The 26,731-nt window shown below is 65.0% G+C and carries 30 protein-coding genes and 1 tRNA gene; 16 read left to right on the top strand and 15 right to left on the bottom strand.

Going from position 1 to position 26,731, the window contains the following annotated elements:
* Positions 1-143 precede the first annotated feature (143 nt).
* Positions 144-1,619, top strand: coding sequence for an MFS transporter (locus PMI15_RS12325; RefSeq protein WP_007868996.1), 1,476 nt, complete (start codon positions 144-146; stop codon positions 1,617-1,619).
* Here the strand turns inward: PMI15_RS12325 and PMI15_RS12320 are convergent.
* A complete protein-coding gene (locus tag PMI15_RS12320; protein WP_036838769.1) occupies positions 1,582-2,421 on the bottom strand; it encodes a DMT family transporter in 840 nt (279 codons plus the stop codon). The two genes, PMI15_RS12325 and PMI15_RS12320, sit on opposite strands and share 38 nt — an antisense overlap.
* Positions 2,422-2,666: 245 nt before the next feature.
* Between PMI15_RS12320 and PMI15_RS12315 the strand changes: the two genes are divergently transcribed.
* Positions 2,667-2,861, top strand: a complete 195-nt coding sequence (locus tag PMI15_RS12315; protein WP_007868991.1) for a hypothetical protein — start codon at positions 2,667-2,669, stop codon at positions 2,859-2,861.
* Here the strand turns inward: PMI15_RS12315 and PMI15_RS12310 are convergent.
* From PMI15_RS12310 to PMI15_RS12280, 7 genes are all read right to left on the bottom strand, one after another.
* Entirely contained in the window at positions 2,855-3,565 is a 711-nt protein-coding gene (locus PMI15_RS12310) for an AraC family transcriptional regulator (protein WP_007868988.1), read from the bottom strand. The genes PMI15_RS12315 and PMI15_RS12310 overlap by 7 nt on opposite strands.
* 10 nt (positions 3,566-3,575) lie before the next feature.
* Entirely contained in the window at positions 3,576-4,613 is a 1,038-nt protein-coding gene (gene lipA, locus PMI15_RS12305) for a lipoyl synthase (RefSeq protein WP_007868986.1), read from the bottom strand.
* Positions 4,614-4,660: 47 nt separating this feature from the next.
* Positions 4,661-5,347 (bottom strand): lipoyl(octanoyl) transferase LipB, encoded by a 687-nt coding sequence (gene lipB, locus PMI15_RS12300; RefSeq protein WP_007868983.1) that lies wholly within the window; start codon positions 5,345-5,347, stop codon positions 4,661-4,663.
* An 18-nt stretch (positions 5,348-5,365) separates the two neighbouring features.
* The gene (locus tag PMI15_RS12295; protein ID WP_007868980.1) at positions 5,366-5,683 is read right to left on the bottom strand and encodes a YbeD family protein; all 318 of its coding nucleotides are present in this window, start codon (positions 5,681-5,683) and stop codon (positions 5,366-5,368) included.
* A gap of 14 nt (positions 5,684-5,697) precedes the next feature.
* Complete coding sequence (locus PMI15_RS12290) at positions 5,698-6,600, bottom strand: D-amino acid aminotransferase (protein WP_007868979.1); 903 nt, start codon at positions 6,598-6,600, stop codon at positions 5,698-5,700.
* A gap of 72 nt (positions 6,601-6,672) precedes the next feature.
* Complete coding sequence (locus PMI15_RS12285) at positions 6,673-7,203, bottom strand: DUF2062 domain-containing protein (protein WP_007868977.1); 531 nt, start codon at positions 7,201-7,203, stop codon at positions 6,673-6,675.
* Positions 7,200-7,646, bottom strand: coding sequence for a DUF4149 domain-containing protein (locus PMI15_RS12280; protein WP_007868975.1), 447 nt, complete (start codon positions 7,644-7,646; stop codon positions 7,200-7,202). Before PMI15_RS12280 ends, PMI15_RS12285 begins: the two co-directional genes overlap by 4 nt.
* Before the next feature lie 195 nt (positions 7,647-7,841).
* On the opposite strand from PMI15_RS12280, the gene PMI15_RS12275 reads away from it, so the two are divergent.
* The 9 genes from PMI15_RS12275 (at position 7,842) to PMI15_RS12235 (ending at position 15,186) form a co-directional block, all read left to right on the top strand.
* Complete coding sequence (locus PMI15_RS12275) at positions 7,842-8,342, top strand: ATP synthase subunit I (protein WP_007868974.1); 501 nt, start codon at positions 7,842-7,844, stop codon at positions 8,340-8,342.
* Positions 8,343-8,354: 12 nt separating this feature from the next.
* Positions 8,355-9,227, top strand: coding sequence for a F0F1 ATP synthase subunit A (atpB, locus tag PMI15_RS12270; RefSeq protein ID WP_007868971.1), 873 nt, complete (start codon positions 8,355-8,357; stop codon positions 9,225-9,227).
* Between the two features lie 62 nt (positions 9,228-9,289).
* The gene (atpE, locus tag PMI15_RS12265; protein WP_007868969.1) at positions 9,290-9,553 is read left to right on the top strand and encodes a F0F1 ATP synthase subunit C; all 264 of its coding nucleotides are present in this window, start codon (positions 9,290-9,292) and stop codon (positions 9,551-9,553) included.
* A 74-nt stretch (positions 9,554-9,627) separates the two neighbouring features.
* Positions 9,628-10,098 (top strand): F0F1 ATP synthase subunit B, encoded by a 471-nt coding sequence (locus PMI15_RS12260; RefSeq protein WP_007868966.1) that lies wholly within the window; start codon positions 9,628-9,630, stop codon positions 10,096-10,098.
* A gap of 12 nt (positions 10,099-10,110) precedes the next feature.
* Entirely contained in the window at positions 10,111-10,641 is a 531-nt protein-coding gene (locus PMI15_RS12255) for a F0F1 ATP synthase subunit delta (protein ID WP_007868963.1), read from the top strand.
* A 64-nt stretch (positions 10,642-10,705) separates the two neighbouring features.
* Positions 10,706-12,259, top strand: coding sequence for a F0F1 ATP synthase subunit alpha (atpA, locus tag PMI15_RS12250; protein WP_007868960.1), 1,554 nt, complete (start codon positions 10,706-10,708; stop codon positions 12,257-12,259).
* Positions 12,260-12,323: 64 nt separating this feature from the next.
* On the top strand, positions 12,324-13,190 hold the full coding sequence (gene atpG, locus PMI15_RS12245) for a F0F1 ATP synthase subunit gamma (protein WP_007868957.1): 867 nt from the start codon (positions 12,324-12,326) through the stop codon (positions 13,188-13,190).
* A 49-nt stretch (positions 13,191-13,239) separates the two neighbouring features.
* On the top strand, positions 13,240-14,646 hold the full coding sequence (gene atpD / locus PMI15_RS12240; RefSeq protein WP_007868954.1) for a F0F1 ATP synthase subunit beta: 1,407 nt from the start codon (positions 13,240-13,242) through the stop codon (positions 14,644-14,646).
* Between the two features lie 123 nt (positions 14,647-14,769).
* Positions 14,770-15,186 (top strand): F0F1 ATP synthase subunit epsilon, encoded by a 417-nt coding sequence (locus tag PMI15_RS12235; RefSeq protein WP_007868942.1) that lies wholly within the window; start codon positions 14,770-14,772, stop codon positions 15,184-15,186.
* A 374-nt stretch (positions 15,187-15,560) separates the two neighbouring features.
* On the opposite strand, the gene PMI15_RS12230 is transcribed toward PMI15_RS12235, so the two are convergent.
* From PMI15_RS12230 to PMI15_RS12220, 3 genes are read right to left on the bottom strand one after another with little or no spacing between them, the layout of a single operon-like run.
* Positions 15,561-16,103 (bottom strand): TPM domain-containing protein, encoded by a 543-nt coding sequence (locus PMI15_RS12230; protein ID WP_007868940.1) that lies wholly within the window; start codon positions 16,101-16,103, stop codon positions 15,561-15,563.
* A 4-nt stretch (positions 16,104-16,107) separates the two neighbouring features.
* On the bottom strand, positions 16,108-17,025 hold the full coding sequence (locus tag PMI15_RS12225) for a YgcG family protein (RefSeq protein WP_007868938.1): 918 nt from the start codon (positions 17,023-17,025) through the stop codon (positions 16,108-16,110).
* Between the two features lie 30 nt (positions 17,026-17,055).
* Positions 17,056-17,658, bottom strand: a complete 603-nt coding sequence (locus tag PMI15_RS12220) for a LemA family protein (protein ID WP_007868935.1) — start codon at positions 17,656-17,658, stop codon at positions 17,056-17,058.
* A gap of 44 nt (positions 17,659-17,702) precedes the next feature.
* Between PMI15_RS12220 and PMI15_RS12215 the strand changes: the two genes are divergently transcribed.
* Genes PMI15_RS12215 through PMI15_RS12200 form a run of 4 tightly spaced genes read left to right on the top strand, consistent with a single transcriptional unit; the run spans position 17,703 to position 20,636 of the window.
* Positions 17,703-18,560 (top strand): hypothetical protein, encoded by an 858-nt coding sequence (locus PMI15_RS12215; protein ID WP_007868933.1) that lies wholly within the window; start codon positions 17,703-17,705, stop codon positions 18,558-18,560.
* Positions 18,561-18,600: 40 nt separating this feature from the next.
* On the top strand, positions 18,601-19,047 hold the full coding sequence (locus tag PMI15_RS12210) for a nuclear transport factor 2 family protein (RefSeq protein WP_007868930.1): 447 nt from the start codon (positions 18,601-18,603) through the stop codon (positions 19,045-19,047).
* A 23-nt stretch (positions 19,048-19,070) separates the two neighbouring features.
* Complete coding sequence (locus PMI15_RS12205) at positions 19,071-20,045, top strand: YheT family hydrolase (protein WP_007868928.1); 975 nt, start codon at positions 19,071-19,073, stop codon at positions 20,043-20,045.
* A 21-nt stretch (positions 20,046-20,066) separates the two neighbouring features.
* On the top strand, positions 20,067-20,636 hold the full coding sequence (locus tag PMI15_RS12200; RefSeq protein WP_007868926.1) for a DUF2946 family protein: 570 nt from the start codon (positions 20,067-20,069) through the stop codon (positions 20,634-20,636).
* Positions 20,637-20,690: 54 nt separating this feature from the next.
* Here PMI15_RS12200 and PMI15_RS12195 read toward each other — a convergent pair whose 3' ends face one another.
* Positions 20,691-21,245: a cytochrome c5 family protein gene (locus tag PMI15_RS12195; protein WP_007868923.1), complete on the bottom strand. Its 555-nt coding sequence runs from the start codon at positions 21,243-21,245 to the stop codon at positions 20,691-20,693.
* Between the two features lie 233 nt (positions 21,246-21,478).
* Here PMI15_RS12195 and PMI15_RS12190 point away from each other — a divergent pair.
* Positions 21,479-21,554, top strand: a tRNA-Arg gene (locus PMI15_RS12190).
* A gap of 116 nt (positions 21,555-21,670) precedes the next feature.
* Here PMI15_RS12190 and PMI15_RS12185 read toward each other — a convergent pair.
* From PMI15_RS12185 to PMI15_RS12175, 3 genes are read right to left on the bottom strand one after another with little or no spacing between them, the layout of a single operon-like run.
* Positions 21,671-22,477 (bottom strand): oxidoreductase, encoded by an 807-nt coding sequence (locus PMI15_RS12185; protein ID WP_007868921.1) that lies wholly within the window; start codon positions 22,475-22,477, stop codon positions 21,671-21,673.
* A gap of 47 nt (positions 22,478-22,524) precedes the next feature.
* Positions 22,525-25,599 carry an efflux RND transporter permease subunit gene (locus PMI15_RS12180; RefSeq protein ID WP_007868918.1) on the bottom strand — a complete coding sequence of 1,025 codons (3,075 nt, stop codon included), beginning with the start codon at positions 25,597-25,599 and terminating at the stop codon, positions 22,525-22,527.
* Entirely contained in the window at positions 25,596-26,705 is a 1,110-nt protein-coding gene (locus PMI15_RS12175; protein ID WP_007868914.1) for an efflux RND transporter periplasmic adaptor subunit, read from the bottom strand. Before PMI15_RS12175 ends, PMI15_RS12180 begins: the two co-directional genes overlap by 4 nt.
* Positions 26,706-26,731: the final 26 nt, after the last annotated feature.

Genomic DNA, 26,731 nt, shown 5'->3' with positions numbered 1-26,731 from the left:
CCCGCACCATAGCGCATTTGCGCTTGGCATGGCGTCAAACGCACGAATAAAGTGCAAATGCTGCGTCTTCCGCTATGTCCGGCAAAAACCTACGCTTGGGACAGCCCTGTTTCGGGCCTTGTCTAAATAAGAAAGCGGAGTCCATGTCCAAACCAATCCCTGCAAAACCCGGTGCCGGCGCGGCATCGCCGCCCATGCCGCCCGCGGTCCGCTGGGCGCTGGCCAGCCTGTCGCTGTCCATGCTGCTGTCCGCACTGGGCACCAGCATCGCCAATGTGGGCCTGCCCACGCTGGCGCAGGCCTTCAACGCGTCTTTTCAGGAGGTGCAGTGGATAGTGCTGGCCTACCTGCTGGCCATCACCACCCTGATCGTGGGCGCCGGGCGGCTGGGCGACATGCTCGGGCGGCGGCGCCTGCTGCTGGCCGGCATTGGCCTGTTCACAACGGCTTCGCTGCTGTGCGCCGCCGCGCCCACGCTGGGGCTGCTGGTGGCGGCCCGCGCGCTGCAGGGCCTGGGTGCCGCCGTGATGATGGCGCTGACCATGGCTTTTGTCGGCGAGACGGTGCCCAAGGCCAGGACCGGCAGCGCCATGGGACTGCTGGGAACCATGTCGGCGGTGGGCACTGCCCTGGGCCCTTCTCTGGGCGGCGTGCTGATCGCCGGCCTGGGCTGGCGGGCGCTGTTTTTCGTCAACCTGCCGCTGGGGCTGCTGGCGCTGTTCCTGGCCTGGCGCTACCTGCCGCCGGACCGCGCGGCCGGTGCCAAAAAAACCGGCAAGGCCGGTTTTGATGCGCTGGGCACGCTGCTGCTGGCTTTGGCGCTCGCGGCCTATGCACTGGCCGTGACCCTGGGGCGCGGCAGTTTCGGTCCGCTCAATATCGCGCTGCTGCTGGCGGCGGCCCTGGGTGCTGGCCTGTTTGTGCTCACCCAGTCGCGGGTCGCATCGCCGCTGCTGCGGCTGGCGATGTTCCGCGACCGCGTGCTGAGCGCGAGCCTCGTGATGAACGTGCTGGTCGCCACGGTGATGATGGCGACGCTGGTGGTCGGGCCTTTCTATTTGTCCCGCGCGCTGGGGCTGGGCACGGCCATGGTCGGGCTGGTGCTGTCGGTGGGTCCGGTGATTTCCGCGCTGAGCGGTGTGCTGGCGGGCCGGCTGGTCGACCGTCTGGGCGCGTCGGTCATGGTGGCCGCGGGGCTGGCCGCCATGGTGGCGGGCTCGGCGGCGCTTTCGGTGCTGCCGGGGCTGTTCGGCCTGGCGGGCTATCTCGCCGCCATCGCCGTGCTGACGCCGGGTTACCAGCTGTTCCAGGCCGCCAACAACACGGCGGTCATGGTGGATGTGCCGACGGACCGGCGCGGCGTGGTCTCCGGCCTGCTCAATCTGTCGCGCAACCTGGGCTTGATCACAGGGGCTTCCGTCATGGGTGCTGTGTTCGCGTTGGCCTCGGCGGCCAGCGACATCACGGCGGCCAGCCCAGACGCGGTGGCCGGCGGCATGCGCATCAGCTTCGCGGTCGCGGCCGTGCTGGCCGCCGCCGCGCTGGCCCTGGCACTCGGCAGCCGCGCGCTGGCGGCGCGCCCTAGCGCGCCCGCGTGCCCAGCACCGCCGCGCCTATGATCATCGCCGCGGCCAGGCCTATGCTCCAGCTCAGCGCGCGGCCGCTGACCCCCATCAGCAGCGCGGTGGAGCCCAGCGGCGTGAGGTAGCTCAGGATGCCTATCTGCCGGGCGTCGCCGAGCTTGAGGGCTTTGTCCCAGAGGAAAAAGGCCGCGCCCAGCGGGCCCAGGCCCATCACGGCCAGCAGCCCCCAGTCTTGCGCCGACAGGATCGCCGCCGGCTCCAGCGCCCAGTGGCACAGCAGCGAGAGCAGGCCCGACACCAAGCCGAACAGGCCTATGGCCGCCGTGGGAAAAGCCGGCACGCGCTGGGTCAGCAGCGAGTAGCTGGCCCAGATAAAGGCCGAGCCCAACGCCGGCAGGTAGCCCCAGGACCAGCCGCCCGCAGAAGATCCGCCGGCCGCGCCCAGGATGGCGATGGCTGCGCCGGCAAAACCCAGCAGGGCGGCGGCCACATGCACGCCGCGCAGTCGCACGCCGCGAAGAAACAGCGGCGCCAGCACCACCATGAACAGCGGCCACAGGTAGTTGACCAGGTTGGCCTCGACGGCGGGCGCGTGGCGCAGCGCGATAAAGAGCAGGAAGTGAAAACCGAAAAGGCCGTAGATGCCCAGGGCCAGTGTGGCGGGCGGGATGCGCCATTGCCGCCTGTCCCTGAGCACAAAGGGCAGGGCCAGTGTGCTGCCGACCAGCAACGCGGCGCCGGTCAGCAAAAAGGGCGGCACGTGCTTGAGCGACACGCCGAGCGAGGCCAACAAGGCCCAGAGGGCGATGGCGCCGAGTGCATAAAGATTGGCAGGCATGCGGCGAGGATAAAAGCCGCCGCGCCGGGCATCGTCGCGCAACGACGCTGTTCCAGCGCGCAATGACGTTTAAGGGCCTGCGCCAGAGCCATGTGCGCCTGCCGTCCTACAGGAATGCCTACATCCGGTAACCAGTTTCACCTGGCGGGCGTGTGCCGGACACTTCCCGGGTGCGGGTGGCGCGTTCAATGAAGGTGCAGATGTTCTGACAACAAACCGAGGCCTGCGGCCTCAAGGAGACCCTCATGAAAAAGCTTTCCATCCTCCTGCTCTCGCTGGTGGGCTTTCTGGCCTTGTCGGGCTGCGTGGCCTATCCCGTGCCTTACGACAACGGGCCGCATTACCGCGGCGGCCCCGGCCCTGGCCCGCGCTATGACCGTGACGGCGACGGTGTCAGCGACCGCTACGACCGCCGGCCCAACAACCCCTATCGTTATTGAGCTTGGGAAGCGTTCGACTGCCGCCTGAGCGCGGCCGTCAGCGCCGAGGGCGAGTGGTAGCCGCAGTGCAGCGCGGTGTCGGCCACGCTCATGCCGCGGTCGCGCAGCCGCAAGGCCAGTTCCAGGCGTTGCCGGCGCAGCCAGTGCATCACGCTGAGGCCGGTTTCACGCCGGCAGCGCGCGGCGAACTGCGTGGGGCTTAAAAATACCTGTGCGGCGAGCTGCGCCACGCTGAGCGGTTCGTGCAGGCGCTGCTGCGTCCAGGCGGCCAGCTGTTCCCAGTCGATGGGGCGGCGGTAGCGCGTGGTGCGCGGCGCATGCTGCGTCAGCGGCTGCCACGATTCCAGCAGCAGGGCCGGACCGTAGTGCTGGGCCAGACTGCCGCGTTGCTGCAGCGCGTGGGCCAGGTAGTTGCCCAGTGCCAGGGCCTGTTCGGCATGGGCCGGGTCGGCGGCGCAGCGCGCCCAGCCGGCGTGTGGGGTGTCCAGCACGATGCAGCGGCTGCCTTCGCGCGATTCGAAGTCATGGTGCTCGCCGGGCGCGATCACACAGCCCTGGCCGGCCGCGATGCGGCGTCCGCGCCCCTGCACCTCAAGTTCGAGCACGCCGTCCAGGCCCAGCAGGATCTGGAAATGCGGGTGCGCATGGCTGCCGTGCGAGGCGCCGTAGCGGCGCAGCGACAGGGAGCCTTGCGGCGCGTTCATGTTCCGTGGATCAAAGGGCGGCAGCCGCCGCGTCGGCCTTGTCGGCCACGCCGGCGGCGTGGGCCTGCTGGTCGGCGTGGTAGCTGCTGCGCACCATGGCGCCCACGGCGGCGTGGGTAAAGCCCATCTTGTAGGCCTCTTGCTCGAACATCTTGAAGGTGTCGGGGTGCACGTAGCGGCGCACCGGCAGGTGGCTGGTCGACGGCGCGAGGTACTGGCCGATCGTCAGCATGTCGATGTTGTGGGCGCGCATGTCGCGCATGACCTGCAGGATTTCCTCGTCGGTCTCGCCCAGGCCCACCATGATGCCGCTCTTGGTCGGCACATCGGGGTGCAGGGCCTTGAACTTCTTGAGCAGGTTCAGGCTGAAGGCGTAGTCGCTGCCGGGGCGCGCTTCTTTATAGAGGCGCGGCGCGGTTTCGAGGTTGTGGTTCATCACGTCGGGCGGCGCGGCTTTGAGGATTTCGAGCGCGCGGTCGTCGCGGCCGCGGAAGTCGGGCACCAGGATTTCAATCGTGGTGGCGGGCGAGAGCTCGCGGATTTTCTGGATGCATTCGACAAAATGGCCGCTGCCGCCGTCGCGCAGGTCGTCGCGGTCCACGCTGGTGATCACTACGTATTTGAGCTTCAGGGCCGCGATGGTTTTCGCCAGGTTCAGCGGCTCGTTGACGTCCAGCGGGTCCGGCCGGCCGTGGCCCACGTCGCAGAACGGGCAGCGGCGCGTGCACTTGTCGCCCATGATCATGAAGGTGGCCGTGCCCTTGCCGAAGCATTCGCCGATATTGGGGCAGCTGGCTTCCTCGCAGACGGTGTTGAGCTTGTTCTCGCGCAGGATCTGCTTGATCTCGTAAAAACGCGTGGTCGGGCTGCCGGCCTTGACGCGGATCCAGTCGGGCTTCTTGAGCATTTCGCCCTGCACCACCTTGACGGGGATGCGCGAGAGCTTGGCCGCGGCCTTTTGTTTGGCCAGCGGGTTGTAGCCTTCCAGGGCCTGGACCTCGCGGACCACGGGGTTGGCGAGGGCTTGGAGAGGGTCGGGTGTGCTCATGGGTGTGTTTCGTGTTGGCGGCGGGTGGCTTTGCGCTTCAGGGAACTTCAAGGCGCCAGGTAGGTGGCGAGCTTGCGGCCCAGCACATCCGCGGCGTCCTGCCAGCTTGCCGATACCCCGATTGTAGAAAGGTCTGTGGTTTGCAGTCCTACGTAGCCGCAAGGGTTGATGCGCGAGAAGGGTTCCAGGTCCATGGCCACATTGAGCGCCACGCCGTGGTAGGTGCAGTGCCGGCTGACCTTGATGCCCAGGGCCGCGATCTTGCCCAGGCCGCGAAACGGGTCGGCCGGGTGCATCGGGCCGGTCAGCGCGGCGTGCGAGGCCGGGTCGTCCAGGCGCACATAAATGCCGGGCGAGCCGGCCACGCGGTGGCCCGTGACGCCGAAGTGCGCCAGGGTCTTGATGACCGATTCCTCGATGCGGTAGACGTATTCCTTGACGTAGTAGCCGGCGCGCTTCAAGTCAATGAGCGGATAGGCCACGACCTGGCCGGGGCCGTGGTAGGTCACCTGGCCGCCGCGGTTGGTCTGCACCACCGGGATGGCACCGGGATTGAGCACATGGTCGGGCTTGCCCGCCAGGCCCTGGGTATAGACCGGCGGGTGCTCGCAAATCCACAGCTGGTCGGCCTCGCCCTCATCGGCGCCCGGGTGGCGGGCGGCCGTGAAGGCTTGCATGGCTTCGTAGGTGGGCAGGTAGTCGACCCGGCCCAGGTGGCGTGGTTCTGCCTGCATTTGCGGCGTTATCGTGGCCTAGAGGACCACCTTGACCATGGGATGCGTGGACAGCGTGCGGTAGAGCTCATCGAGCTGTTCGCGGCTGGTGGCGGTGACAGTGACGGTGACGCCCAGGTATTTGCCGCCCTTGCTTTCACGCAGCTCTATGGTGGAGGCGTCGAAAGCCGGGTCGAACTGGTGCGCCACCGAGGTGATGGCGGCGACCAGCCCGTCCACCTTGTGGCCCATGACCTTGATGGGAAACTGTGACGGGTATTCGATCAGCGATTCCTGGCGCGCAGGCCCGGAGCCGGGGACTCCGATGATTTTCGGGGTGTCGGGAGATGTGGTCATGGCAAGGGGTCCTTTCAGGCCTGTTTGGCGCGCTGGTATTGAGCGTACAGCTTGGCATAAATGGGGCCGGGCTTGCCCTTTTCCAGCCCGTGGCCCACGGGCTGCCCGTCCAGCAGGGTGACCGGCAGCACTTCCTTGGTGGCCGAGGACAGCAAAAGCTCGTCGGCCGCCAGCACTTCGGCGCGCGTGATGCGGCGCAGCTCAAAGGGGATGCCGGCGGCGCGGCAGATTTCCTCGATCAGGCCGAAGCGTATGCCTTCCAGCACCAGGTTGTCCTTGGGCGGGCCCAGCACCTTGCCGTCCTTGACGATCCAGACGTTGCTCGAAGCGGCTTCGCTGAGGTGCTCGCCGCGAAACATCACGGTTTCCACCGCGCCGGCGTCGACGCTGATCTGGCGCGCGAACACCGCGCCCAGCAGGCTGGTGCTTTTGATGTGGGCTTTTTCCCAGCGGAAGTCGTCGGCCGTCACACAGGCCACGCCGGCTTCGCGCTGCTGCGCGCTGGGCAGCTTCATGGTGTTGGCCATCACGAACACGGTGGGCGCGAGGCCGGGCAGCATGGGATGGTCGCGCATGGCGACGCCGCGGCTGACCTGGATGTAGACCAGCTGGTTGCCGCCGCCGGCCGGCGCGGCGGTGGATTGCGCGTGGGCCGCGACCAGCTTCAGGGCCACGGCCTGCCACTCGGTGCGCGTCATCGGGTTCGGGATGCGCAGCTCGGCCAGGCTGCGCTCCAGGCGCGCCATGTGCTGCTCAAAACGGAACAGCCGGCCGCCGTAGGCCGGCACCACTTCGTACACGCCGTCGCCGAAGATGAAGCCGCGGTCCATCACGCTGATCTTGGCGTCCTTGAGGGGGGTGTATTCGCCGTTGAGGTAGCAGGGCGTGTCGGGAAGGCTGGGGGAAAGCGTGGTCATGGTGGCTTGAAGCAAAGAAAGAAGGAAGAAAAAGAAAGAAGCGTAAATACCCGATTGTCCAGGGTCCGGTGCTTAACGGCGGCGGCGCTTGAACCAGATGCGCAAACGCCAGGCCAGCTTGACCAGCAGGTAGCCGGTGGTGGAGCCCAGCACCGCGAACAGGCCCATGCCCAGTATGGCAGGCCCGCCAAACGAAGCCAGCCAGCCGATGACACCCGCGCCTTCGGACATGGGAACCGGCGGCGGCGCGTCCAGCAGCAGGCTGCCGGCCTGGTAAGCCAGCCAGAGCCAGAAACCCACGGTGAAGGGGTTGGTGATGAAAGTGATGCCGACGGCGACGGGAATATTGGCGCGCCACCAGACGCTGTGGGCGGCGGCCGCGACGATTTGCGCGAAGGGCAGGGCAAAGGCCCAGAAGATGCCTATGGCCGCGCCGCGCGCCACGGCTTCGTGCTGCAGCCGCCACAGCTGCGGGTCCAGCAGGCGGTGCGCCACGGGCCTGAGCCAGGGATGGGCGGCCAGCGCCTCACGGGTCGGCACCGACGCCTTCAGGCGCTCCAGCCAGCCGGCTTTTTTTCGGGGTTCGGGCCGCGCCTTCTTCACGCGAGAAAAATGACGGCGGCGATGGCCAGCGCGCCCAGTGCGAGATTGGCCATGGCCAGGGTGGCGATCTGCCCGACACGGCGCCCGCCTTCGGGCCAGTCGGACGCGGCCACGGCCTGCTTGAGGCGGCGGAAGGGGCCGAAATACAGGTGGCCGAAAAGCGCGAACATCAAAAGGCCGAGGCCGAACATCATGTGCCAGCCGGTGGGCGCGCTTTTCATGCCGACGGCCAGCAGCATGGCCAGTCCCGTCAGCAGCAGGACCGCGATGCCGGCCCACACCCCGACGAAGAAACGCCGCAGAACCTGCGCGATCAGGGGCAGGCGCTGCGGCGGCGCGAGCTGTTCGGCCGCGGCGGGGCGCAGGGCGAACAGCATGAAGGAAATCCCGCCCAGCCAGGCGATGGCGGCGGCGAGGTGCAGGAATTTCATCAGGGCGTGCATGGGGATCTTTCAGTGGGGCGTTGCGAGTCAGCCCATTGTGAACCACCACCTGCCGCCTGCCTTGGCGCGCGCTTGAGAGGCCCCTAATTCACCCGGTAGCGGGGTTTTTTATGGGGGTGCAGGGGTTTCTACGTATAATCAAGGGCTTTGCTAATAGCGGCCCCTGTAACTTTCCCGTAATTTGTAGGTTTCAGAATGACAAATTCGGCGAATTCGGCGACGGACCCGGTCCCCCGGGCAGTTACATATGAGCTTGAGGCGGACGACGAGGGTTTCAAGACCCTGACGCGGGAAGAAGCCCAAAAGCTTCGTGAAACGAGTCCGTCGATCTCCCCCTGGTCGGTATTGGCGGGGCAACTGGTGGTCGGGGTTCTGGTGGCATGTGCCACCTGGGCGCTGACAGGCCAGCGGTCCGCCGGCTGGTCGGCGCTCTACGGGGCGCTGGCGGTGGTGATTCCGGCCGCGCTGTTTGCGCGCGGCTTGACCGGCAAAGTGTGGTCCATGAACCCAGGCACTGCGGTGGCTGGTTTCTTTTTGTGGGAAATGGTCAAGATCGCCTTGACGGTGGCAATGCTGTTTGCCGCGCCAAGGCTGGTTTCGATGCTGAGTTGGCCGGCCATGCTGGTCGGCCTGGTGGTGACAATGAAAACGTCCTGGCTCGCGCTGTTGTTCGCGGTCAGGAAAAATAAACTTTGAGGCGAGCAATAAATGGCTGCTGAGAATGCTGCTGGACATGGCGGTCCAACCGCCGGTGAATACATCGTTCACCACCTGACGCACTGGCGCAACAAGGAACTTGTTGGTCCGTTCGATCTGAGCGTCATCAATATTGATTCCACCGTTTTCACCATTTTGCTGGGTGTGCTCGGTTGCTTCCTGCTCTGGAAAGCCGCCCGCAAAGCCACCTCCGGCGTTCCCGGCCGTTTCCAGGCCGCGGTTGAAATCCTCGTCGAAATGGTCGACGCGCAGGCCAAGGGCATCGTGCACAACGCCGAAAGCCGCAAGCTGGTCGCGCCGCTGGCCCTCACCGTGTTTGTCTGGATTTTCCTGCTGAACGCCATGGATTTGCTGCCGGTCGACCTGCTGCCGGTTATCTGGGCCTGGATCTATGGCGTCGCCGGCCATGATGCGCACCACGCTTACATGCGCTCGGTGCCCACCGCCGACCTCTCCATCACCATGGGCCTGTCCATGGGCGTGCTGATCACCTGCCTGGTCTACAACGTCAAGATCAAGGGCCTGGGCGGCTGGATCCACGAGCTGTTCACCGCGCCCTTCGGCAACCACTGGGCGCTGTACCCCTTCAACTTCCTGATGCAGGTCATCGAGTTCGTCGCCAAGACGGTCTCGCACGGCATGCGACTGTTCGGCAACATGTATGCCGGCGAACTGATTTTCCTGCTGATCGCCCTGATGGGCGGTGCCTGGTCGCTGTCGGCGACCGGCATCGGCCTGGCCATAGGCCACATCATCGCGGGCTCGGCCTGGGCGATTTTCCACATCCTGATCATCACGCTGCAAGCCTTCGTGTTCATGATGCTGACGCTGGTGTACATCGGCCAGGCGCACGATCACCACTAATCAGTTGTCCCCGTTTCCCGTTTTTCTTTTTTCTCTCGTAACCAAAGTCCTAAGGAGTCATCATGGAAGTTATTAGTTTTGTCGCTCTGGCCGCTGGCCTCATCATCGGCCTCGGTGCTGTCGGCGCCTGTATCGGCATCGGCATCATGGGCAGCAAATACCTCGAAGCAGCTGCACGCCAGCCTGAGCTGATGGGCGAACTGCAGACCAAGATGTTCCTGCTGGCCGGTCTGATCGACGCCGCTTTCATTATCGGCACGGGTATCGCGCTGTGGTTCGCCACCGCCAACCCCTTCCTGGCGCAAATCGCCAACCTGCCCAAGTAAGCATTGATCAAAGTCCCAAGAATGTCATTCCTTCGGGCCGGCTTCCAGCTGGGCCCCAAGGGAAAGGATGAGCAGTGAGCATTACCGGTACCCTTATTGTCCAGCTGATCGTGTTCCTGATTTTGGTCGGGTTCACGATGAAGTTTGTGTGGCCACCCATCGCGGCGGCCCTGGACGCGCGTGCGCAAAAAATCGCTGACGGCCTTGCTGCTGCCGACAAAGCCAAGTCCGAACTCTCCGTCGCCAACAAGCGCGTGGAAGAAGAGCTGGCCAAGTCGCGCAACGAAGCGGCCGTGCGCCTGGCCGAAGCCGAGCGCCGGGGCCAGGCCCTGATCGAAGAAGCCAAGGCCAAGGCCACCGAGGAAGGCGGCAAGATCATTGCCGCCGCCAAGGCCGAAGCCGAGCAGCAGGCCGTGAAGGCCCGCGAAGCCCTGCGCGAGCAGGTGGCTGCGCTGGCCGTCAAGGGCGCCGAGCAGATTCTGCGCAAGGAAGTCAATGCCGGTGTGCATGCTGACTTGCTGGGCCGCCTGAAGACCGAACTCTAAGCGAGCATCAACATGGCCGAACTAGCCACCATTGCCCGTCCCTACGCCGAAGCGCTGTTCAAGGCCTCCGGCTCCGACCTGGGCGGCACCGCCGCCTGGCTCGACGAGCTGGCCGCCATCGCTGCGAATGCGCAGCTGCAGCAGTACGCCGGCAACCCCGGCGTCACTTCGGCGCAGGCGTTCGACGTGATTTCGGGCGTTGCCAAGACCAAACTGCCGGACGCCGCGAAAAACTTCCTGCGCACGGTGATCGAGAACGGCCGCCTCAGCGTCCTGCCGGAAATCGCCGCGCAGTTCCGTGTCCTGAAAAACGCGCAGAGCGGTTCGTCCGATGCGACCGTCTACAGCGCTTTTGCGCTCGACGGCGCGGCGCTGGCCGACCTGTCGGCAACGCTGGAAAAACGCTTTGGCAAGAAGCTCAATCTCCAGGTTGAGCTGGAGCCGGCCCTGATAGGCGGCGTGCGAGTCGTGGTGGGTGACGAGGTGCTGGACACCTCGGTCAAAGCCCGTTTAGAGCAAATGAAAGTGGCGCTGATCTCCTGAGCCCGGTGCTCAGGCGCCACCCGCAGGTTTTTAGCCAACAACATACTGAAAGAAGGAAAGAGTCATGCAACTCAATCCCGCAGAAATTTCTGAACTGATCAAGAGCCGTATCGAAGGCCTGACCGGCAGCAGCGACATCCGCAACCAGGGTACCGTGGTGTCCGTCACCGACGGTATCGTCCGCATCCACGGCCTGTCCGACGTGATGCAGGGCGAAATGCTGGAATTCCCCGCAACCGCCGACGGCACCCCCACCTACGGCCTGGCGCTGAACCTCGAGCGCGACTCGGTCGGCTCCGTGATCCTGGGCGAATACGAACACATAGCCGAAGGCGACACCGTCAAGTGCACGGGCCGCATTCTGGAAGTGCCTGTCGGCCCCGAGCTGCTCGGCCGCGTGGTGAACGCCCTGGGCCAGCCCATCGACGGCAAGGGCCCGATCAATGCCAAGATGACCGACGTGATCGAAAAGGTCGCGCCCGGCGTGATCGCCCGTAAATCCGTCGACCAGCCCCTGCAGACCGGCCTGAAGTCCATCGACTCCATGGTGCCCGTCGGCCGCGGCCAGCGCGAACTGATCATCGGCGACCGCCAGACCGGCAAGACCGCCGTGGCCATCGACGCCATCATCAACCAGAAGGGCAAGGGCGTTTCCTGCGTCTACGTCGCGATCGGCCAGAAGGCTTCCTCGATCAAGAACGTGGTGCGCGCGCTGGAGCAAGCCGGCGCGATGGAATACACCATCGTCGTGGCCGCTGCAGCTTCCGAATCCGCCGCCATGCAATACGTCAGCGCCTACTCCGGCTGCACCATGGGCGAATACTTCCGCGACCGCGGCGAAGACGCGCTGATCGTGTATGACGACCTGTCCAAGCAGGCCGTGGCTTACCGCCAGGTCTCGCTGCTGCTGCGCCGCCCGCCGGGCCGCGAAGCCTACCCCGGCGACGTGTTCTACCTGCACAGCCGCCTGCTCGAGCGCGCAGCCCGCGTGAACGAGAAGTATGTTGAAGACTTCACCAAGGGTGCGGTCAAAGGCAAGACCGGTTCGCTGACCGCGCTGCCCATCATCGAAACGCAGGCCGGCGACGTGTCCGCTTTCGTGCCGACCAACGTGATCTCGATCACCGACGGCCAGATCTTCCTGGAAACCAGCCTGTTCAACGCCGGTATCCGTCCCGCGATCAACGCCGGTATCTCGGTGTCGCGCGTCGGTGGCGCCGCCCAGACCAAGCTGATCAAGAACCTGTCCGGCGGTATCCGTACCGACCTGGCCCAGTACCGTGAACTGGCTGCCTTCGCGCAGTTCGCTTCCGACCTGGACGAAGCCACCCGCAAGCAGCTGGACCGCGGTGCCCGCGTGACCGAACTGCTCAAGCAGGCCCAGTACTCGCCTTTGTCGATTTCCAACATGGCCGCCACGCTGTTCGCCGTGAACAAGGGCTTCATGGACGACATCGAAGTCAAGAAGGTCCTGGCTTTCGAACACGGCCTGCACGCCTACCTGAAGGACAAGAACGCGGCCCTGATGGCCAAGCTCGAAGCCAACAAGGCCATGGACAAGGACGCTGAGGCTGAACTGAACGCGGCCGTGACCGAGTTCAAGAAGTCGTTTGCCTGATCTCGCCTGACCTCATCGTCAAGCAGGTAATTAAGCAACCCTCAGGAACCCCTTAGGAATCCATATGGCAGCAGGCAAGGAAATACGCGGCAAGATCAAATCGGTGGAAAACACCAAGAAGATCACCAAGGCCATGGAGATGGTGGCCGCCTCCAAGATGCGCAAGGCGCAGGAGCGGATGCGCGCTGCCCGTCCTTACAGCGACAAGATCCGCAATATCACGGCCAACCTGAGTCAGGCCAACCCCGAGTACACCCACGCGTTCATGGAGTCCAACGACGCCAAGGCCACCGGGTTCATCGTGGTGACGACCGACAAGGGCCTGTGCGGCGGCATGAACACCAACGTGCTGCGCGCCGTGACGGCCAAGCTCAAGGAAGTGCAGGCCGCCGGCCATGACGCTCGGGCGGTGGCCATCGGCAACAAGGGCCTCGGTTTTCTCAACCGCGTGGGCGCCAAGGTGGTGTCGCACGCGACCCAGCTCGGCGACAAGCCGCACCTGGAAAAACTGATAGGCCCCGTCAAGGTGCTGCTCGACGCGTACAGCGAAGGCAAGATCAACGCGGTGTACCTGTGCTACACCAAGTTCATCAACACCATGCGCCAGGAGCCCGTGGTCGAGCAGTTGCTGCCTTTGACGGCCGCGCACCTGCAGGCCGACAAGGACCAGCACGGCTGGGACTACATCTACGAACCCGACGCGCAGACCGTGATCGACGACCTGCTGGTTCGCTACGTGGAAGCGCTGGTGTACCAGGCGGTCGCCGAGAACATGGCGTCCGAGCAGTCCGCCCGCATGGTGGCCATGAAGGCCGCCACCGACAACGCCGGCAGCGTGATCGGCGAACTCAAGCTGGTTTACAACAAAACGCGTCAAGCGGCGATCACGAAAGAACTTTCGGAAATCGTTGCCGGTGCTGCAGCGGTTTAAGCCGCCACACCCGATTTAAAGATTTAAAGAAACGGAAAAGGATTCAATCATGGCTCAGGCTCAAGGCAAGATTGTTCAGTGTATTGGTGCGGTGGTTGACGTGGAATTCGCGCGCGACCAGATGCCCAAGATTTATGACGCGCTCAAGATGGAAGGCTCCGCGCTGACGCTGGAAGTCCAGCAGCAGCTGGGCGACGGCATCGTGCGCACCATCGCGCTGGGCACCTCCGACGGCCTGCGCCGCGGCAACGTCGTGTACAACACCGGCGCCAACATCACGGTTCCCGTGGGCAAGGCCACGCTGGGCCGCATCATGGACGTGCTGGGTTCGCCCATCGACGAGCGCGGCCCGGTCGACCAGACCCTGACCGCCCCCATCCACCGCAAGGCGCCCGCGTACGACGAACTGTCGCCTTCGCAGGAACTGCTGGAAACCGGCATCAAGGTGATCGATTTGGTCTGCCCCTTCGCCAAGGGCGGCAAGGTGGGCCTGTTCGGCGGCGCCGGCGTCGGCAAGACCGTGAACATGATGGAACTGATCAACAACATCGCCAAGGCGCACTCGGGCCTGTCCGTGTTCGCCGGTGTGGGTGAGCGTACCCGCGAAGGCAATGACTTCTACCACGAGATGGCCGACTCCGGCGTCGTGAACCTCGAGAACCTCGGCGAATCCAAAGTGGCCATGGTTTACGGCCAGATGAACGAGCCCCCAGGGAACCGTCTGCGCGTCGCGCTGACGGGCCTCACCATCGCCGAATCCTTCCGTGACGAAGGCCGCGATGTGCTGTTCTTCGTGGACAACATCTACCGCTACACGCTGGCCGGTACCGAAGTGTCCGCGCTGCTGGGCCGTATGCCTTCCGCCGTGGGTTACCAGCCCACGCTGGCCGAGGAAATGGGCCGCCTGCAAGAGCGTATTACCTCCACCAAGGTCGGCTCCATCACCTCCATCCAGGCCGTTTACGTCCCTGCCGATGACTTGACCGATCCGTCGCCCGCCACCACCTTCGCTCACCTGGACTCCACCGTGGTGCTCTCGCGCGACATCGCTTCGCTGGGTATCTACCCCGCGGTCGATCCGCTGGACTCCACCAGCCGCCAGCTGGACCCGAACGTCGTCGGCGAAGACCACTACAACACGGCCCGCGCCGTGCAGGGCACGCTGCAGCGCTACAAGGAACTGCGCGACATCATCGCGATTCTGGGCATGGACGAACTGGCCCCTGAAGACAAGCTGGCCGTGGCCCGCGCCCGCAAGATCCAGCGTTTCCTGTCGCAGCCTTTCCACGTTGCTGAAGTGTTCACCGGCTCGCCCGGCAAGTACGTCAGCCTGGCTGAAACGATTCGCGGCTTCAAGATGATTGTGTCCGGCGAGTGCGATCACCTGCCGGAACAGGCTTTCTACATGGTCGGCACGATCGACGAAGCCTTCGAAAAAGCCAAAAAAGTCGCCTAAAGCGGCGTAACCGGCCGCCTGGCGTTGTTGGCGTGCTCAATGTGCACTTGCACATTTCCGCGCGCCGCCTAGCCAGACAGCCGCTTACTTGCTTTAGCCCGACTTTTTTCAAGGAGTAAAAAGATGAGCACCATTCACGTCGACGTCGTATCCGCAGAAGAGTCCATCTTCTCGGGCGAAGCCAAGTTCGTGGCATTGCCCGGCGAGGCTGGCGAGCTGGGCATTTACCCGCGCCACACGCCGCTGATCACCCGCATCAAGCCGGGTGCCGTGCGCATTGAAAAAGCCGACGGCACGGAAGAGTTCGTCTTCGTGGCCGGCGGCCTGCTCGAAGTGCAACCCAACTGCGTGACGGTGTTGAGCGACACCGCCATCCGCGGCAAGGACCTGGACGAGACCAAGGCCAGCGAAGCCAAGGCTGCCGCCGAGGAAGCGCTGAAGAACGCCAAGAGCGACATCGACATCGCCATGGCCCAGTCCGAACTCGCCGTCATGGCCGCGCAGATCGCCGCTTTGCGCAAATACCGCCAGAAGAAATAAAAACAAGCCTTGCCGGCCTTATCGCCGGAATGCAGCAAGCCCCTGCCGAAAGCCAGGGGCTTTTTTCATGGGCGGCGCATGACCGGTAATCCTTTCGCACTCATGCTGTTGTGCCAGCGCCTCAGCTTAACAACTGGAAACCCTAAATCACAGCCAGCGAGGGCGCCTCTGCCGTATCGTGGATCCAGGGATTCAACCGAAGCGACGAGGTGGGATTATGGACAGCGCACTGGACAGTCTGACGTGGGACGAAGAGCTTTCGCCGCAGCGCCGGGGACGACGTTCGCTTAGGACATGGATACGCCGCATCCTGGTTGTGTTGACGGGGTTGTTTGTCCTCGGTGTCTTGCTCTCGTCCTGAGTCTGTGACTCTCTTACTGAAGCTGCGGCGCGTCGGGCAGTTCATTCGCCCTGGCTGGCGCGCCTTCTTCTGAGCCATCCACCGCGAAGTGCTGCATCAGCACCGCGGACGTTTCTTCTAGCGCCTGCGTCAGCCCGTCTTCATAACGCTGTTCGCGAAACGCGGCGGCCATGCGCGTCACCATGGCTTGCCATTGGTCGGGGCCGACCTGCCGCGCTAGGCCGCGATCGGCGACGATCTCGATCGCATGCTCGGCCAGCAGCACGTAAATCAGCACGCCGTTGTTGTGCTCCGTGTCCCAGACCCGCAGCTTGCCGAACAGGGTGACCGCGCGCTGGCGCGTGAGCGCGGCGATGGATGTGTGCCGGTCCAGCCGCCACAGATAACTCAGGGGGAGTGAAGCCTCTACGCAGATGCGGATCTCGCCGCTGTGGCGCCGCTCGCTGGCTGCCACGCGCCGCGCGAGCCGCTGCAGCATGTCGGGCGGAATGGCGCGCCTGGCGTCGGAGGCGTCCAGCCAGAGGTGCTTGAGGATGGTTGTGAGTTTGCCCAGCATATGCCTACCAATCTCCCGAGGCGCCGCCGCCGCCAAAATCGCCACCACCACCGCTGCTGAAGCCGCCACCATCGCTGCTGCTGCTGCCACTGCTCCAGCCGCCACCGCCGCTGCCAAAACCACCGGAAGTCCAGCCGCCCGAAGAGCGGCCGCCGCGACCCAGGGCGCCCAGGCTGGCGACCAGCGCGAACACCGTGCCCACCAGAACGGCGAGGCCGGTCACGATCAGGCTGCTGGTAAAAATCCAGGCCAGCACGCCGACCACACCGCCGGTGGCCAGCGAACCGAACTTGCGCCCCAGCACCATGGCCGCAATCCGCCCGGCAATCGGCACGGCAAAAAACAGGAAGACGGCCAGGTCCGTCCACTCAAAACCGTCGTTGTTGCCGCCGCTGCTGTGTTCCGGCGCGGGCAGGTTTTCGCCGCTGATCAGCGCGATGAGCTGGTCGGCTGCGGCATCCAGCCCGCCGGCGAAGTCGCCCTGCTTGAAGCGCGGCGTGATGGCCGTGTCTATGACCTGGCGCGCCGCGAGGTCGGGGATGGCGCCTTCCAGCGCCTTGGTGGTTTCTATGCGCACCTTGCGGTCGTTCTTGGCCACCACCAGCAAGAGGCCGTCGCCCACGCCCTTGCGGCCTATCTTCCAGCTGTCGCCCACGCGTTGCGCATAGGCGGCGATGTCTTCCGGCTGGGTCGTGGGCACCATCAGGATCACGACCTGGGCACCGCGGCTTTGTTCAAAGGCCGTGAGCTTGGCTTCGAGCGCCTCGCGCTGCGCGGTGCTCAGCGTGCCGGTGCCGTCCATCACATGCGCCGTCAGCGTCGGCACCGGCTGCACGCCGCCCTGCGCCCAGGCCGCCAGCGGCAGCCAGGCGGCCAGCAGCAGGCCCCCCAGCAGCCGGGCGCCGTCGCGAACGAGAAGCATGGAGCGCTGCACGCCCGGGTCCGCCGTGCTCTATTTCTTGTTGAAGTCCACCACAGGCGGCGTGGAGATCTGCGCCTCGTTCTGCACCGAGAAGTTGGGCTTGACCTGGTAGCCGAAGACCATGGCCGTCAGGTTGTTCGGGAAGCTGCGCGTGAGCACGTTGTATTCCTGCACGGTCTGGATGTAGCGGTTGCGCGCTACGGTGATGCGGTTTTCCGTGCCTTCGAGCTGCACGCGCAGGTCGCGAAAGCCCTGGTTGGCTTTCAGGTCCGGGTAGCGCTCGCTGACCACCATGAGGCGGCTCAGCGCGCTGCCGAGCTCGCCCTGCGCCGCCTGGAATTTTTTGAAGGCGGCCGGGTCATTCAGGGTTTCGGGCGTCACCTGGATGGACGTCGCCTTGGCACGCGCTTCGATCACCTTGGTCAGCGTATCCTGTTCGAAGGCCGCTTCACCCTTGACCGTGGCCACGATATTGGGCACCAGGTCTGCGCGGCGCTGGTACTGGTTCAGCACTTCGGACCAGGCCGACTTGGTCTGCTCATCCAGGCGCTGGAAGTCGTTGTAACCGCAGCCCGAGAGCAGCAGGCCCAGCAGGGCCGCGAGGGTGAATGTCAAAAAGCGGGATATCGTCATGGCAATGCCTCCGAAAATGCAAGCCGCAACACTAACATAGTCGAATGTCCCCGCTGCCCACATCCTCCGCTTCCGGCAGCCCGCTGCAAGCTTTGCAGTCCGCCTTGCGCCCGCCGCCGCCCGCGCAGGCCAAGCCGCGCCTGCTGGTGGCCGGCGCCACCGGCGTGCTGGGCAATGAGGTGCTGCGCCGCCTGGTCGGCAGCGGCCGCTATGCGCACACCGAGGTGCTGGCCACCGAGGCTATGGCGACGGGGCTTTCCGGCGTCGGCATCGCGTTGGCGGGCGCGCCTTCGCCGATAGCGCAATGGGCCTTGAGGCCGCTGCCGGCGCATACCGGGCTGGTCATGTTCGAGCCGCCGCGCATGTACTACGGACGTGAGCGCACGCTCTGGACACCCGCGCCTTCGGAGCTGCCCGCGCTGGCGCAGTGGCTCAAGCGCTGCGGCGTGCAGACCCTGGTCGTGGTGGTGCCGCATGTCACCGGGCGCCTGCCCGATGCGCTCAAGCGCGGCCTGGCCAACCTGGACGAGCAGGCCGTCGCCGCTCTCGGCTTTGAACGCCTGCTGCTGGTGCGTTCGGCCCGCAAGGCGCAGGACCCCGCGGGAAGGAACGCCCTGGAGCGGGTCGCGGCCTGGATGCTGTCCACGCTCAGGTTCATGATTCCCCAAGCCGAGCAACCGGTGCGGCCCGCCAAGCTCGCGGAGTTCGTCGATGCCGCCCTTCAGGTGCTGCCGCCCGGCACCCATGTGGCCGCGCCCGAGTTGCTGTGGCAGGCCAACCAGAGCGGTAGCCGCAGCGGCCCGGGCCGGGCGGACGGCGGCATGCAGGGTGTGGTCCAGGCCTGGCTTGCTGCGGCGCGCAATCCCGCGCAGAATTCAGCACCAAACGCCAAGCCGGATTGAAGCCGCCATCCCCTTGCCCGAACTCTTTTTGATCGCCTCCATGCCCAAACCCAAAGTCCCGCCCGCCAGCACCGGCAACGCCGATGACATCGAGGCGGCTTTCTACGATGCGCTGCAAAGCGGCGACATTGAAAAACTCATGGCCTGCTGGGGCGACGAGGACGACATCGTCTGTGTGCACCCGGGGGGTGCCCGCCTCGTGGGGCCGGCGGCCATACGCGCGACTTTTGATGCGATGTTTTCCAACGGCACCATACGCGCGCAGCCCATCAAGGTGCGCAAGGTGGAAGCCATGAGCGCCAGCGTCCACAGCGTGCTCGAGCGCATCGAGGTGCTCACCGAAGAAGGCCCGCGCCACGCCTACGTCATCGCCACCAACGTCTACCACAAGACCGCGCAGGGTTGGCGCATGGTGGCCCACCATGCCAGTCCCGGCACGCCGCGCGAAATGCAGGAAGTGTCGGAAACACCCACCGTTCTCCATTGATCCGGCTGCGCATGGAACCCGCCATGAACTATGCCGCGCCCTGGTGGCTCCCGGGCGGCAACCTGCAGACCATCTGGGCTGCCTTGCAGTCGCGCCGCTTCCTGGGCCCGCAGCCGGTATTCCGCCGCGAGCGCTGGACCACGCCCGATGAGGACTTTGTCGATGTCGACTGGCTGGTGGCGGATGATGCGGCCCCGGCCCAAACACCGCTGCTTGTAGTGTTCCACGGCCTGGAGGGCTCCTCGGCCAGCCACTACGCCGAAGCGCTGGCCGATGCGGCGCGCGAGCGCGGCTGGGCCTGTGCGATCCCGCATTTTCGCGGCTGCTCGGGCGAGATCAACCTCGCGCCGCGCGCCTACCACTCGGGCGACTTCGCAGAGATCGACTGGATACTGCGGCGCTTCGCGGAACAGCGCGGCGGGCCGGTGATGGCCGTCGGCATCTCGCTGGGCGGCAACGCGCTGATGCGCTGGGCCGGCGAGATGGGCGCCGAGGCCCGGCAGGTGGTGGCCGGCATCGCCTCCGTGTGCTCGCCGCTGGACCTTGCCGCCAGCGGCTGGGCCATAGGCCGGGGCTTTAACCGCCTGGTCTATACCCGGATGTTCCTCAAGACCATGGTGCCCAAGGCCCTGCAAAAGCTGGAGCAGCATCCCGGGCTGTTTGACCGCGAGCGGCTGCTGGCCGCGCGCGACCTCTATGCGTTTGACGACGTCTTCACTGCGCCGCTGCACGGCTTCAAGAATGCCGACGACTACTGGTCGCGGGCCTCGGCCAAGCCGCACCTGCACCGGATTGCCGTGCCCGCACTGGCCCTGAACGCGCTCAACGATCCCTTTGTGCCCGCGTCCAGCCTGCCGCAGGCCTCGGAGGTGGGCCCGCATGTCACGCTGTGGCAACCGGCCCAAGGCGGCCACGTCGGCTTTCCTTCCGCGCCCTTCCCGGGTCACGTGCGCGCCATGCCTGACGCCGTCACCGCCTTTCTGGCGGCGCAGTTATAAGCTACGGCGCAGAATGCGACCATGGACGACATAGTTCGGCAGGCGATTGCCAAATGGCCCAATGTTCCCGACTGCTACGGCTGGCTGGGGCTGGACGCGCGCGGCAACTGGTATATGCGCGACGACAGGGCGCAGGCCGCCGGGCCCTTCAGCGGTATTGCCGGCGCCGACCCTGCGCGCAACAAGGCCGCCAAGGGCTCGCTGCTCAAGCACGACAAGCTGATCGACTTCATCCAGCGCAATTACGAAAGCGACGCCGGCGGCCGCTGGTTCTTCCAGAACGGCCCGCAGCGCGTCTATGTGGAGCTTGAAGCCACGCCGCTGGTCTGGCGCGTAGCCCCGGCGCCGTCTTTTGCGGTCACCGCGCACACCGGCGCGGCCGCGCGCGCGCAGCGCTGCATTCTGGATGAGGCCGGGCGGCTTTACCTGGAGACCGACCTGGGTTTTGGCCTGGTCCATACCCAGGACATGACGCATGCCGCCGATGCGGTGGAGCAGGGCCTGTGGGTGCCCGAGGAACACACCGCCCGCGACCTGCCGGCGCGCTTTGCCTATGTGCGCAGCCCGCAGGCGCAGCAGCAAAAAAAGTAGCGGCCATGAAAAAAGCCGGTCAAAACCGGCTTTTTGAAGAAACTGCGTGAGGGCTTACTTGGCCGCGCTGGCCGCCGCTTCGGGCGCGGACGCTGCCGCTGCAGGCGCCTTGGGTTCGGCAAACTTGCCGCCGGCGGCTGTCGTCATGTAGACCACGGCCTTGCCGATTTCGATGTCTTCAAAATCGCCGCCGCCTTGCGCGCCCATGGCGCCCTTGCCCTTGAGTGCCGAATGCAGCAGGGTGTCGTAGCCGGTCTTGATGCGGGGGCCCCATGCGCCCGCGTCGCCGAATTTTGGTGCGCCGGCGGCGCCCGTGCCGTGGCAGGTCACGCACTGGGCTTTGTAGACTTCTTCGCCGGACTTGAGGGGGCGGTTCGCGTCGCGGATTTCAACCGAACCGATTTTCTGGATGCGCTGCGCGACGGCTTTGGCATCTTCACTGGCGCCGGCAGCCGGTTTGTTGGCCGAAGCGACGTAATAAACCAGGCCGATGATGGCGAAAACGGGGACGACAAAAGAGAAAAAAACCGCTGCCAGCAGCTGCTGGGGCGTCTTGATCGGGCCAGTGTGGGCTTCTTCGTGGGCCGTGGTGTGGTCGTTTGCGCTCATGGCGTCCTCAAAAAACTAAAAATCGGGGGCTATCGCGTGTTGGTGGCGCGCCTGTACAGCGCTTGCTCAGCAACCTCGCATTATAGCTGGGGCTCTTGCCGGGCCCGGGGCCTGCCGCGGCCGGCTGGTAGAATCGGACACGCTGCGCGGCGTGAATCGCCCGCGCGGCGCAAATGCCCTGATTTCGCGCCTTCCCCGGCCGAGAATTCGGGCGCAAACCGTTTTCCAGCGTTGCGGCTGTAGCTCAGTGGATAGAGTATTGGCCTCCGAAGCCAAGGGTCGTGGGTTCGATCCCCGCCAGCCGCACCAATCGCCATCGTCGCGTTGCAGGACTTGTGTGCCTGGCCGCATCACTGTGCCGTTTCGGCACGGTAGCTCACGCTTCCAGGGGCCGTGCGTCGACTTTGGACGGAATTCAACAGTTCCTAACCGAGGCCGATCGCTTTTCTCAGACTTGCATCGACGGGGCCTGCGGGCATGAAACGGCGCAACTTGCTCAAGAGGGACGCCTGTCCGGCGGGAGTGCGGCGCATACGCCAGGCACCAAGCGCCGCTTCGACGATCGTGTGGGCCACCTCGGAGGGTTCAGGTGCCCCGTTGACACTGTCAGCCAGGGCGCGCGAGACGAGGTCGCGTTCGCGGTCATAGTCCGCGATCCTTGACTTTGCGTGAGGCGAACTGGCCTCCAGATTGGTCCTGGTGTAGGACGGTTCCACAAGCGTCACGCGAATGCCGAACTGGCGCACCTCATGATCCAGGGTTTCAGATAAGCCCTCCACAGCGTGCTTGGAGGCCGAATAGAGTCCCATGTACGGGGCGGGGAGAAAGCCGAGCACGGAGCTGACGTTGACGATCCTTCCGTGGCGTTGTGCCCGCATGTGGGGGAGTGCCGCCTGTGTGGTGCGCAATAGGCCGAATACGTTGGTGTCGAACAGGGATGCGGCCTCGCTGGTGGTTGTTTCCTCCACCGCGCCGATCATGTTCATCCCCGCGTTGTTGACCAGCACGTCGATACGGCCGGCCTGGAGGACGATGGACTGAATCGCGCGTTGAACGGAAGCGTCGTCGCGAACGTCCATCTCGATGAGCTCGACGCCAGGCAGCGGTTTTGCCGTGGTGATGCCGCGCACGGTGCCAAACACATGGCATCCCCGCTTGGTGAACTTTTCTGCGGCCGCGCGCCCGATGCCCGACGACACGCCGGTAACAACGACAACGGTAGATTTCGACATGTTGATCCTTTCAATAGAAATGGAAATGGAGAGTGAGAAGGGGAAAATCAGCGCGGGTCAGCTTTTGCTGCCGGGTGGATCTTGAACCAGATGGAATACATGGCCGGCAGGAACACCAGCGTCAGAACTGTCCCGGCGAAGGTGCCGCCGATCAGCGTGTAAGCGAGCGTTCCCCAGAACACCGAATGGGTCAGCGGGATGAAGGCCAGCATCGCCGCCAATGCGGTCAACACCACAGGCCGGGCACGCTGCACGGTGGCCTCGACAACCGCGCGAAACGGATCCAGTCCCGCCTGCTCGTTATGCCGGATCTGGCCGATCAGGATCAGCGTGTTGCGCATCAGGATGCCCGACAGCGCGATCAACCCGACCAGCGCATTGATGCCGAACGGCTGCCGGAACAGGATCAAGGTAGGCACCACACCGATCAGCCCCAGCGGGCTGGTCAGGAAGACCATGACCATCGCCGAGATCGAGCGCGTCTGAAAGATGATGATGAGCAGTGTGATGGCCAGCATGATCGGGAACAGCGGCAACATGGCCGTCATCGCCTTGCCTGACTCTTCGATGGCGCCGGCTTCTTCGATGCGATAGCCGCCCGGCAGCTTGTCCATGATGGGCTGGAGCTGCTGGGCGATGGAAGTGGACACATCCGGTGGCTGCAAGTCGTCAGCGATATCGCCCCGCACGGTAATCGTCGGCATGCGGTCACGCCGGCGCATGATCGGCTCCTCCGCGCGCACGTCGACTTTGCCCACCTGCGACAGCGGTATGCGTTGCCCGTTGGCGCCGGTCAGTGTGAAATCCGCGATCCTGGCCGGGTCGAGCCGGATGTTGCCGGCCGAGCGGGCCGTGACCTGCACGGTGCGAATGTCCTCGCGCACCGCGGTCAGTGGAACACCGCTCAGCAAGAACTGCAGTTGCTGCGCCACGGCGCTGGAGGTCAAGCCCACGGCTTGCAACCGGTCTTGCTGCAAGGTGAAGTGCAGCGCGGGTGTGCGCGTGCCCCAATCATTGTTGACGGTGCGCATCATCGGGCTGGCATGCATGACCTGCTGCACGTCGGCCGCGATCTCGCGCAGCTTGTCCGGGTCTGGTCCGGTGATCCGGTAGGCGACCGGATACGGCGAGTAGGGACCAAACACAAGCTGGGTGACACGCACGCGCGCCCCGGGGGCGAGGCCGCCGGCGATGGCTTCGCGCAGCCGCGTTTTCAACACCTCGCGCTCATCCTGGTTGTCGGTGCGCACCACGATCTTGGCAAACGAGGGGTCGGGCAGTTCCGGCCCCATGGCCAGGTAAAAGCGCGGCGCGCCCTGGCCGACGTAGGCCGTGACGATCTTCGCCTCCGGTTGCTTGGCCAGCCAGGCCTCCACCGTCGCCGTGCTGGCGCTGGTCTGGGTGATCGAGGTGCCGTAGGGCATCTGCACCTCAATCAACACTTCGGGCCGGTCAGAGATCGGAAAGAACTGCTTTTTGACGACCGCCATGCCGAGGATGGCCGCCACGAACAAGCCCACGACGGAGGCGGCGACCAGCCACTTGCGCGCAATCACGCGCCCCAGAAGCTGGCGAAAGCGGTTGTAGCGCGGCGTGTTGTAAAGCGCGTCGTGGCCGCCTTCGACCTTTTTGAGCTCAGGCAATAGCTTGACGCCGAGATAGGGTGTAAAGACCACGGCGACCACCCAGGATGCAATGAGTGCAATGCCGACGATCCAGAACATATTGCTGGTGTATTCGCCGGCAGTCGATCGGGCGAAGCCATTGGGCATGAAGCCGACAGCCGTGACCAGCGTGCCCGAGAGCATGGGCGCGGCGGTGTGGCTCCAGGCATAGGCGGAGGCGGCGACACGGCTATAGCCTTCCTCCATCTTCACCACCATCATTTCGATCGCGATGATGGCGTCGTCGACCAGCAGGCCCAGCCCCAGGATCAGGGAGCCCAGGGTGATGCGGTCAAAGTTCTTGCCGGTAGCAAGCATCACCACAAAAACCGCCGCCAGCGTCAACGGCACGGCCGCCGCGACCACGATACCCACACGCCAGCCCATGCTGACAAAACACACCAGCATGACCACCAGCAGCGCGACGAGGAACTTGACCATGAATTCATCGACCGCCGAACTGATGTTGACGGCCTGGTCCGTGACCTTGGCCAGGCTCATTCCCTGCGGCATATCGGCGTTGATCGCACCGACCTCTTTATCGAGCGCCTTGCCCAGGTCGAGCCCATTCCAGCCGTCGCGCATGATGATGCCCAGCAGCAGAGCGGGTTCGCCGCCATTGCGGATCATGAAAGTCGCGGGATCTTCATAGCCGCGCTTGACTGTGGCGATGTCCGACAGTTTTAACGTGCGGCCTTGCGCCACGACCGGCGTATCGCGGATCTTTTGCAGCTCATCAAAGGCACCGTCCAGGCGAATGAACACCTGCGGCCCCTTGGTCTCCACGGAGCCGGCCGGCGTCAGGGCGTTCTGGCCATTGAGCGCGGCGAACACTTCCTGCGGGCTGATGCCCAGCGTTGCCAGGCGTTCGTGCGAGAACTCGACATAAATCCGTTCGGACTGCTCGCCAATGATGTTGACCTTCTTGACGCCCGGCACGTGCAGCAATCGCTGGCGCAGGGTCTCCGCCTCGCGGGCCAGCAAGCGTTGCGGCTCGCCTTTGGCCTTGAGCGCGAACAGCGCAAAGGTGACGTCCGCATATTCATCGTTGACCATCGGCCCGATCACGCCGGCCGGAAGGTTGCCGGTTTCGTCCCCGACCTTCTTGCGGGCCTGGTAGAACTGCTCCTGCACTTCGGAGGGCGGGGTGGTGTCCAGCAGGGTCAGGGTCGTGAAAGCCAGGCCCGGCCTGGTGTAGGTCTCGCTGCGGTCGTACCAGCGCAGTTCCTGCAGCCGCTTTTCTATCTTCTCGGCGACCTGGTCCTGCATCTCCTGCGGGGTCGCCCCTGGCCAGGCCGTAATGATGGTCATCACCTTGACGGTAAAGGACGGGTCTTCCGCCCGGCCCAGCTTGAGGAACGCAACAAGCCCTGCCAGCGAGATCAGGCAGATCAGGAACAGGGTGACGGAGCGCTCGCGCACGGCGAGCGCCGACAGGTTGAAACGGCCTTCGCTCATGGCCGTGCGCTCGCCGTGACGTGTGCTGGAGCCGCCACGCGGACGGGCTCGCCTTCGCGCAGCAGATGCGTGCCGAGTGCGACGATGCGGTCACCCTGCTTGAGCTGGCCCGCGATGTAAGCACTGTCGTCGCCCAGGCGCTGGACCTTGACCGGCCGCCACGAAACCTTGGCCGGCTCGCCCTGGATGACCCAGACTCCCGGCCCTTTGCCCGCGTCGGACAGGGAAGCAATGGGTACCGAAAAACCGCCTTGCGTCGTGGAATTGGCATCCGGGATTTGAACGGTGACCGTGCTGCCCAATGGCGCGTTGGACAGCTCGCCATCCAGAACATAGCGCGCCTCAAAAGTACGCGTCAGCCGGTCCGCGGCGTTCGAGAGCTGCCTGAGCCTGGTCGGAACGGCAACGCCTTCCTGGCCAAAGAGCGTGGCCAGCCCGGTTGAACCGACCGCAGGGCGCAAGGTTTCCGGCAGTTGAATGACGGCTTCACGGCGGCCGGCATGGGCCAGGCGCACCACGACCTGTCCCGCGTTGACGACCTGGCCGGGTTCCACCAGGGTTTCCATGACGATGCCATCGCCATCTGCCACCAATTCCGCATAGCGGCTCGCGTTCCGGGCGACTTCGGCCTGGGCCTCGACGGCGTTGAGCTGGGCTCTGGCCGCGTCTGCTGCAGCCTTGACCTGGTCGTAGGCCGAGACTGAAATGGCTCCGGTTCCGCGCAGGTCCTGGTAGCGGGCCTCGTCCTGCGCCGCTTGCTGCGCCCGCGCCCGGGCGGCGGCCACCGCTTCCAGCTGCGCATGAGCGGCGAGCTTCAGGTCTGCAGGATCGATACGCATGAGCGCTTGCCCGCGCTTAACGGCCTGCCCCGCATCCACAAGGCGTTCCAGCACCTTGCCGGGGACCCGAAAGCCCAGGTCGCTTTGTACCCGGGCGGCTACGGTCCCGGTAAATGCACGAGACGCGGCGACGGAGCCCTGAACAGTGGCCACACGTACCAGCGGCGCCTCGGTACGCGGATCAGATTGCGCCTTGTCGCCGCAAGCGGCCAATACAAAAGGCAATGCACAAATGGCTGTGGATATAGCGAAGTAAGGCCTGCGCATGAAAGTCCCATTGACGAAATGATTGG

The sequence above is a fragment of the Polaromonas sp. CF318 genome (assembly GCF_000282655.1).
In the GTDB taxonomy this organism is placed as follows: Bacteria; Pseudomonadota; Gammaproteobacteria; order Burkholderiales; family Burkholderiaceae_C; genus Polaromonas.
Note: the sequence above shows the minus strand (reverse complement) of the source record. Positions and strands in the feature narration are given on the sequence as shown.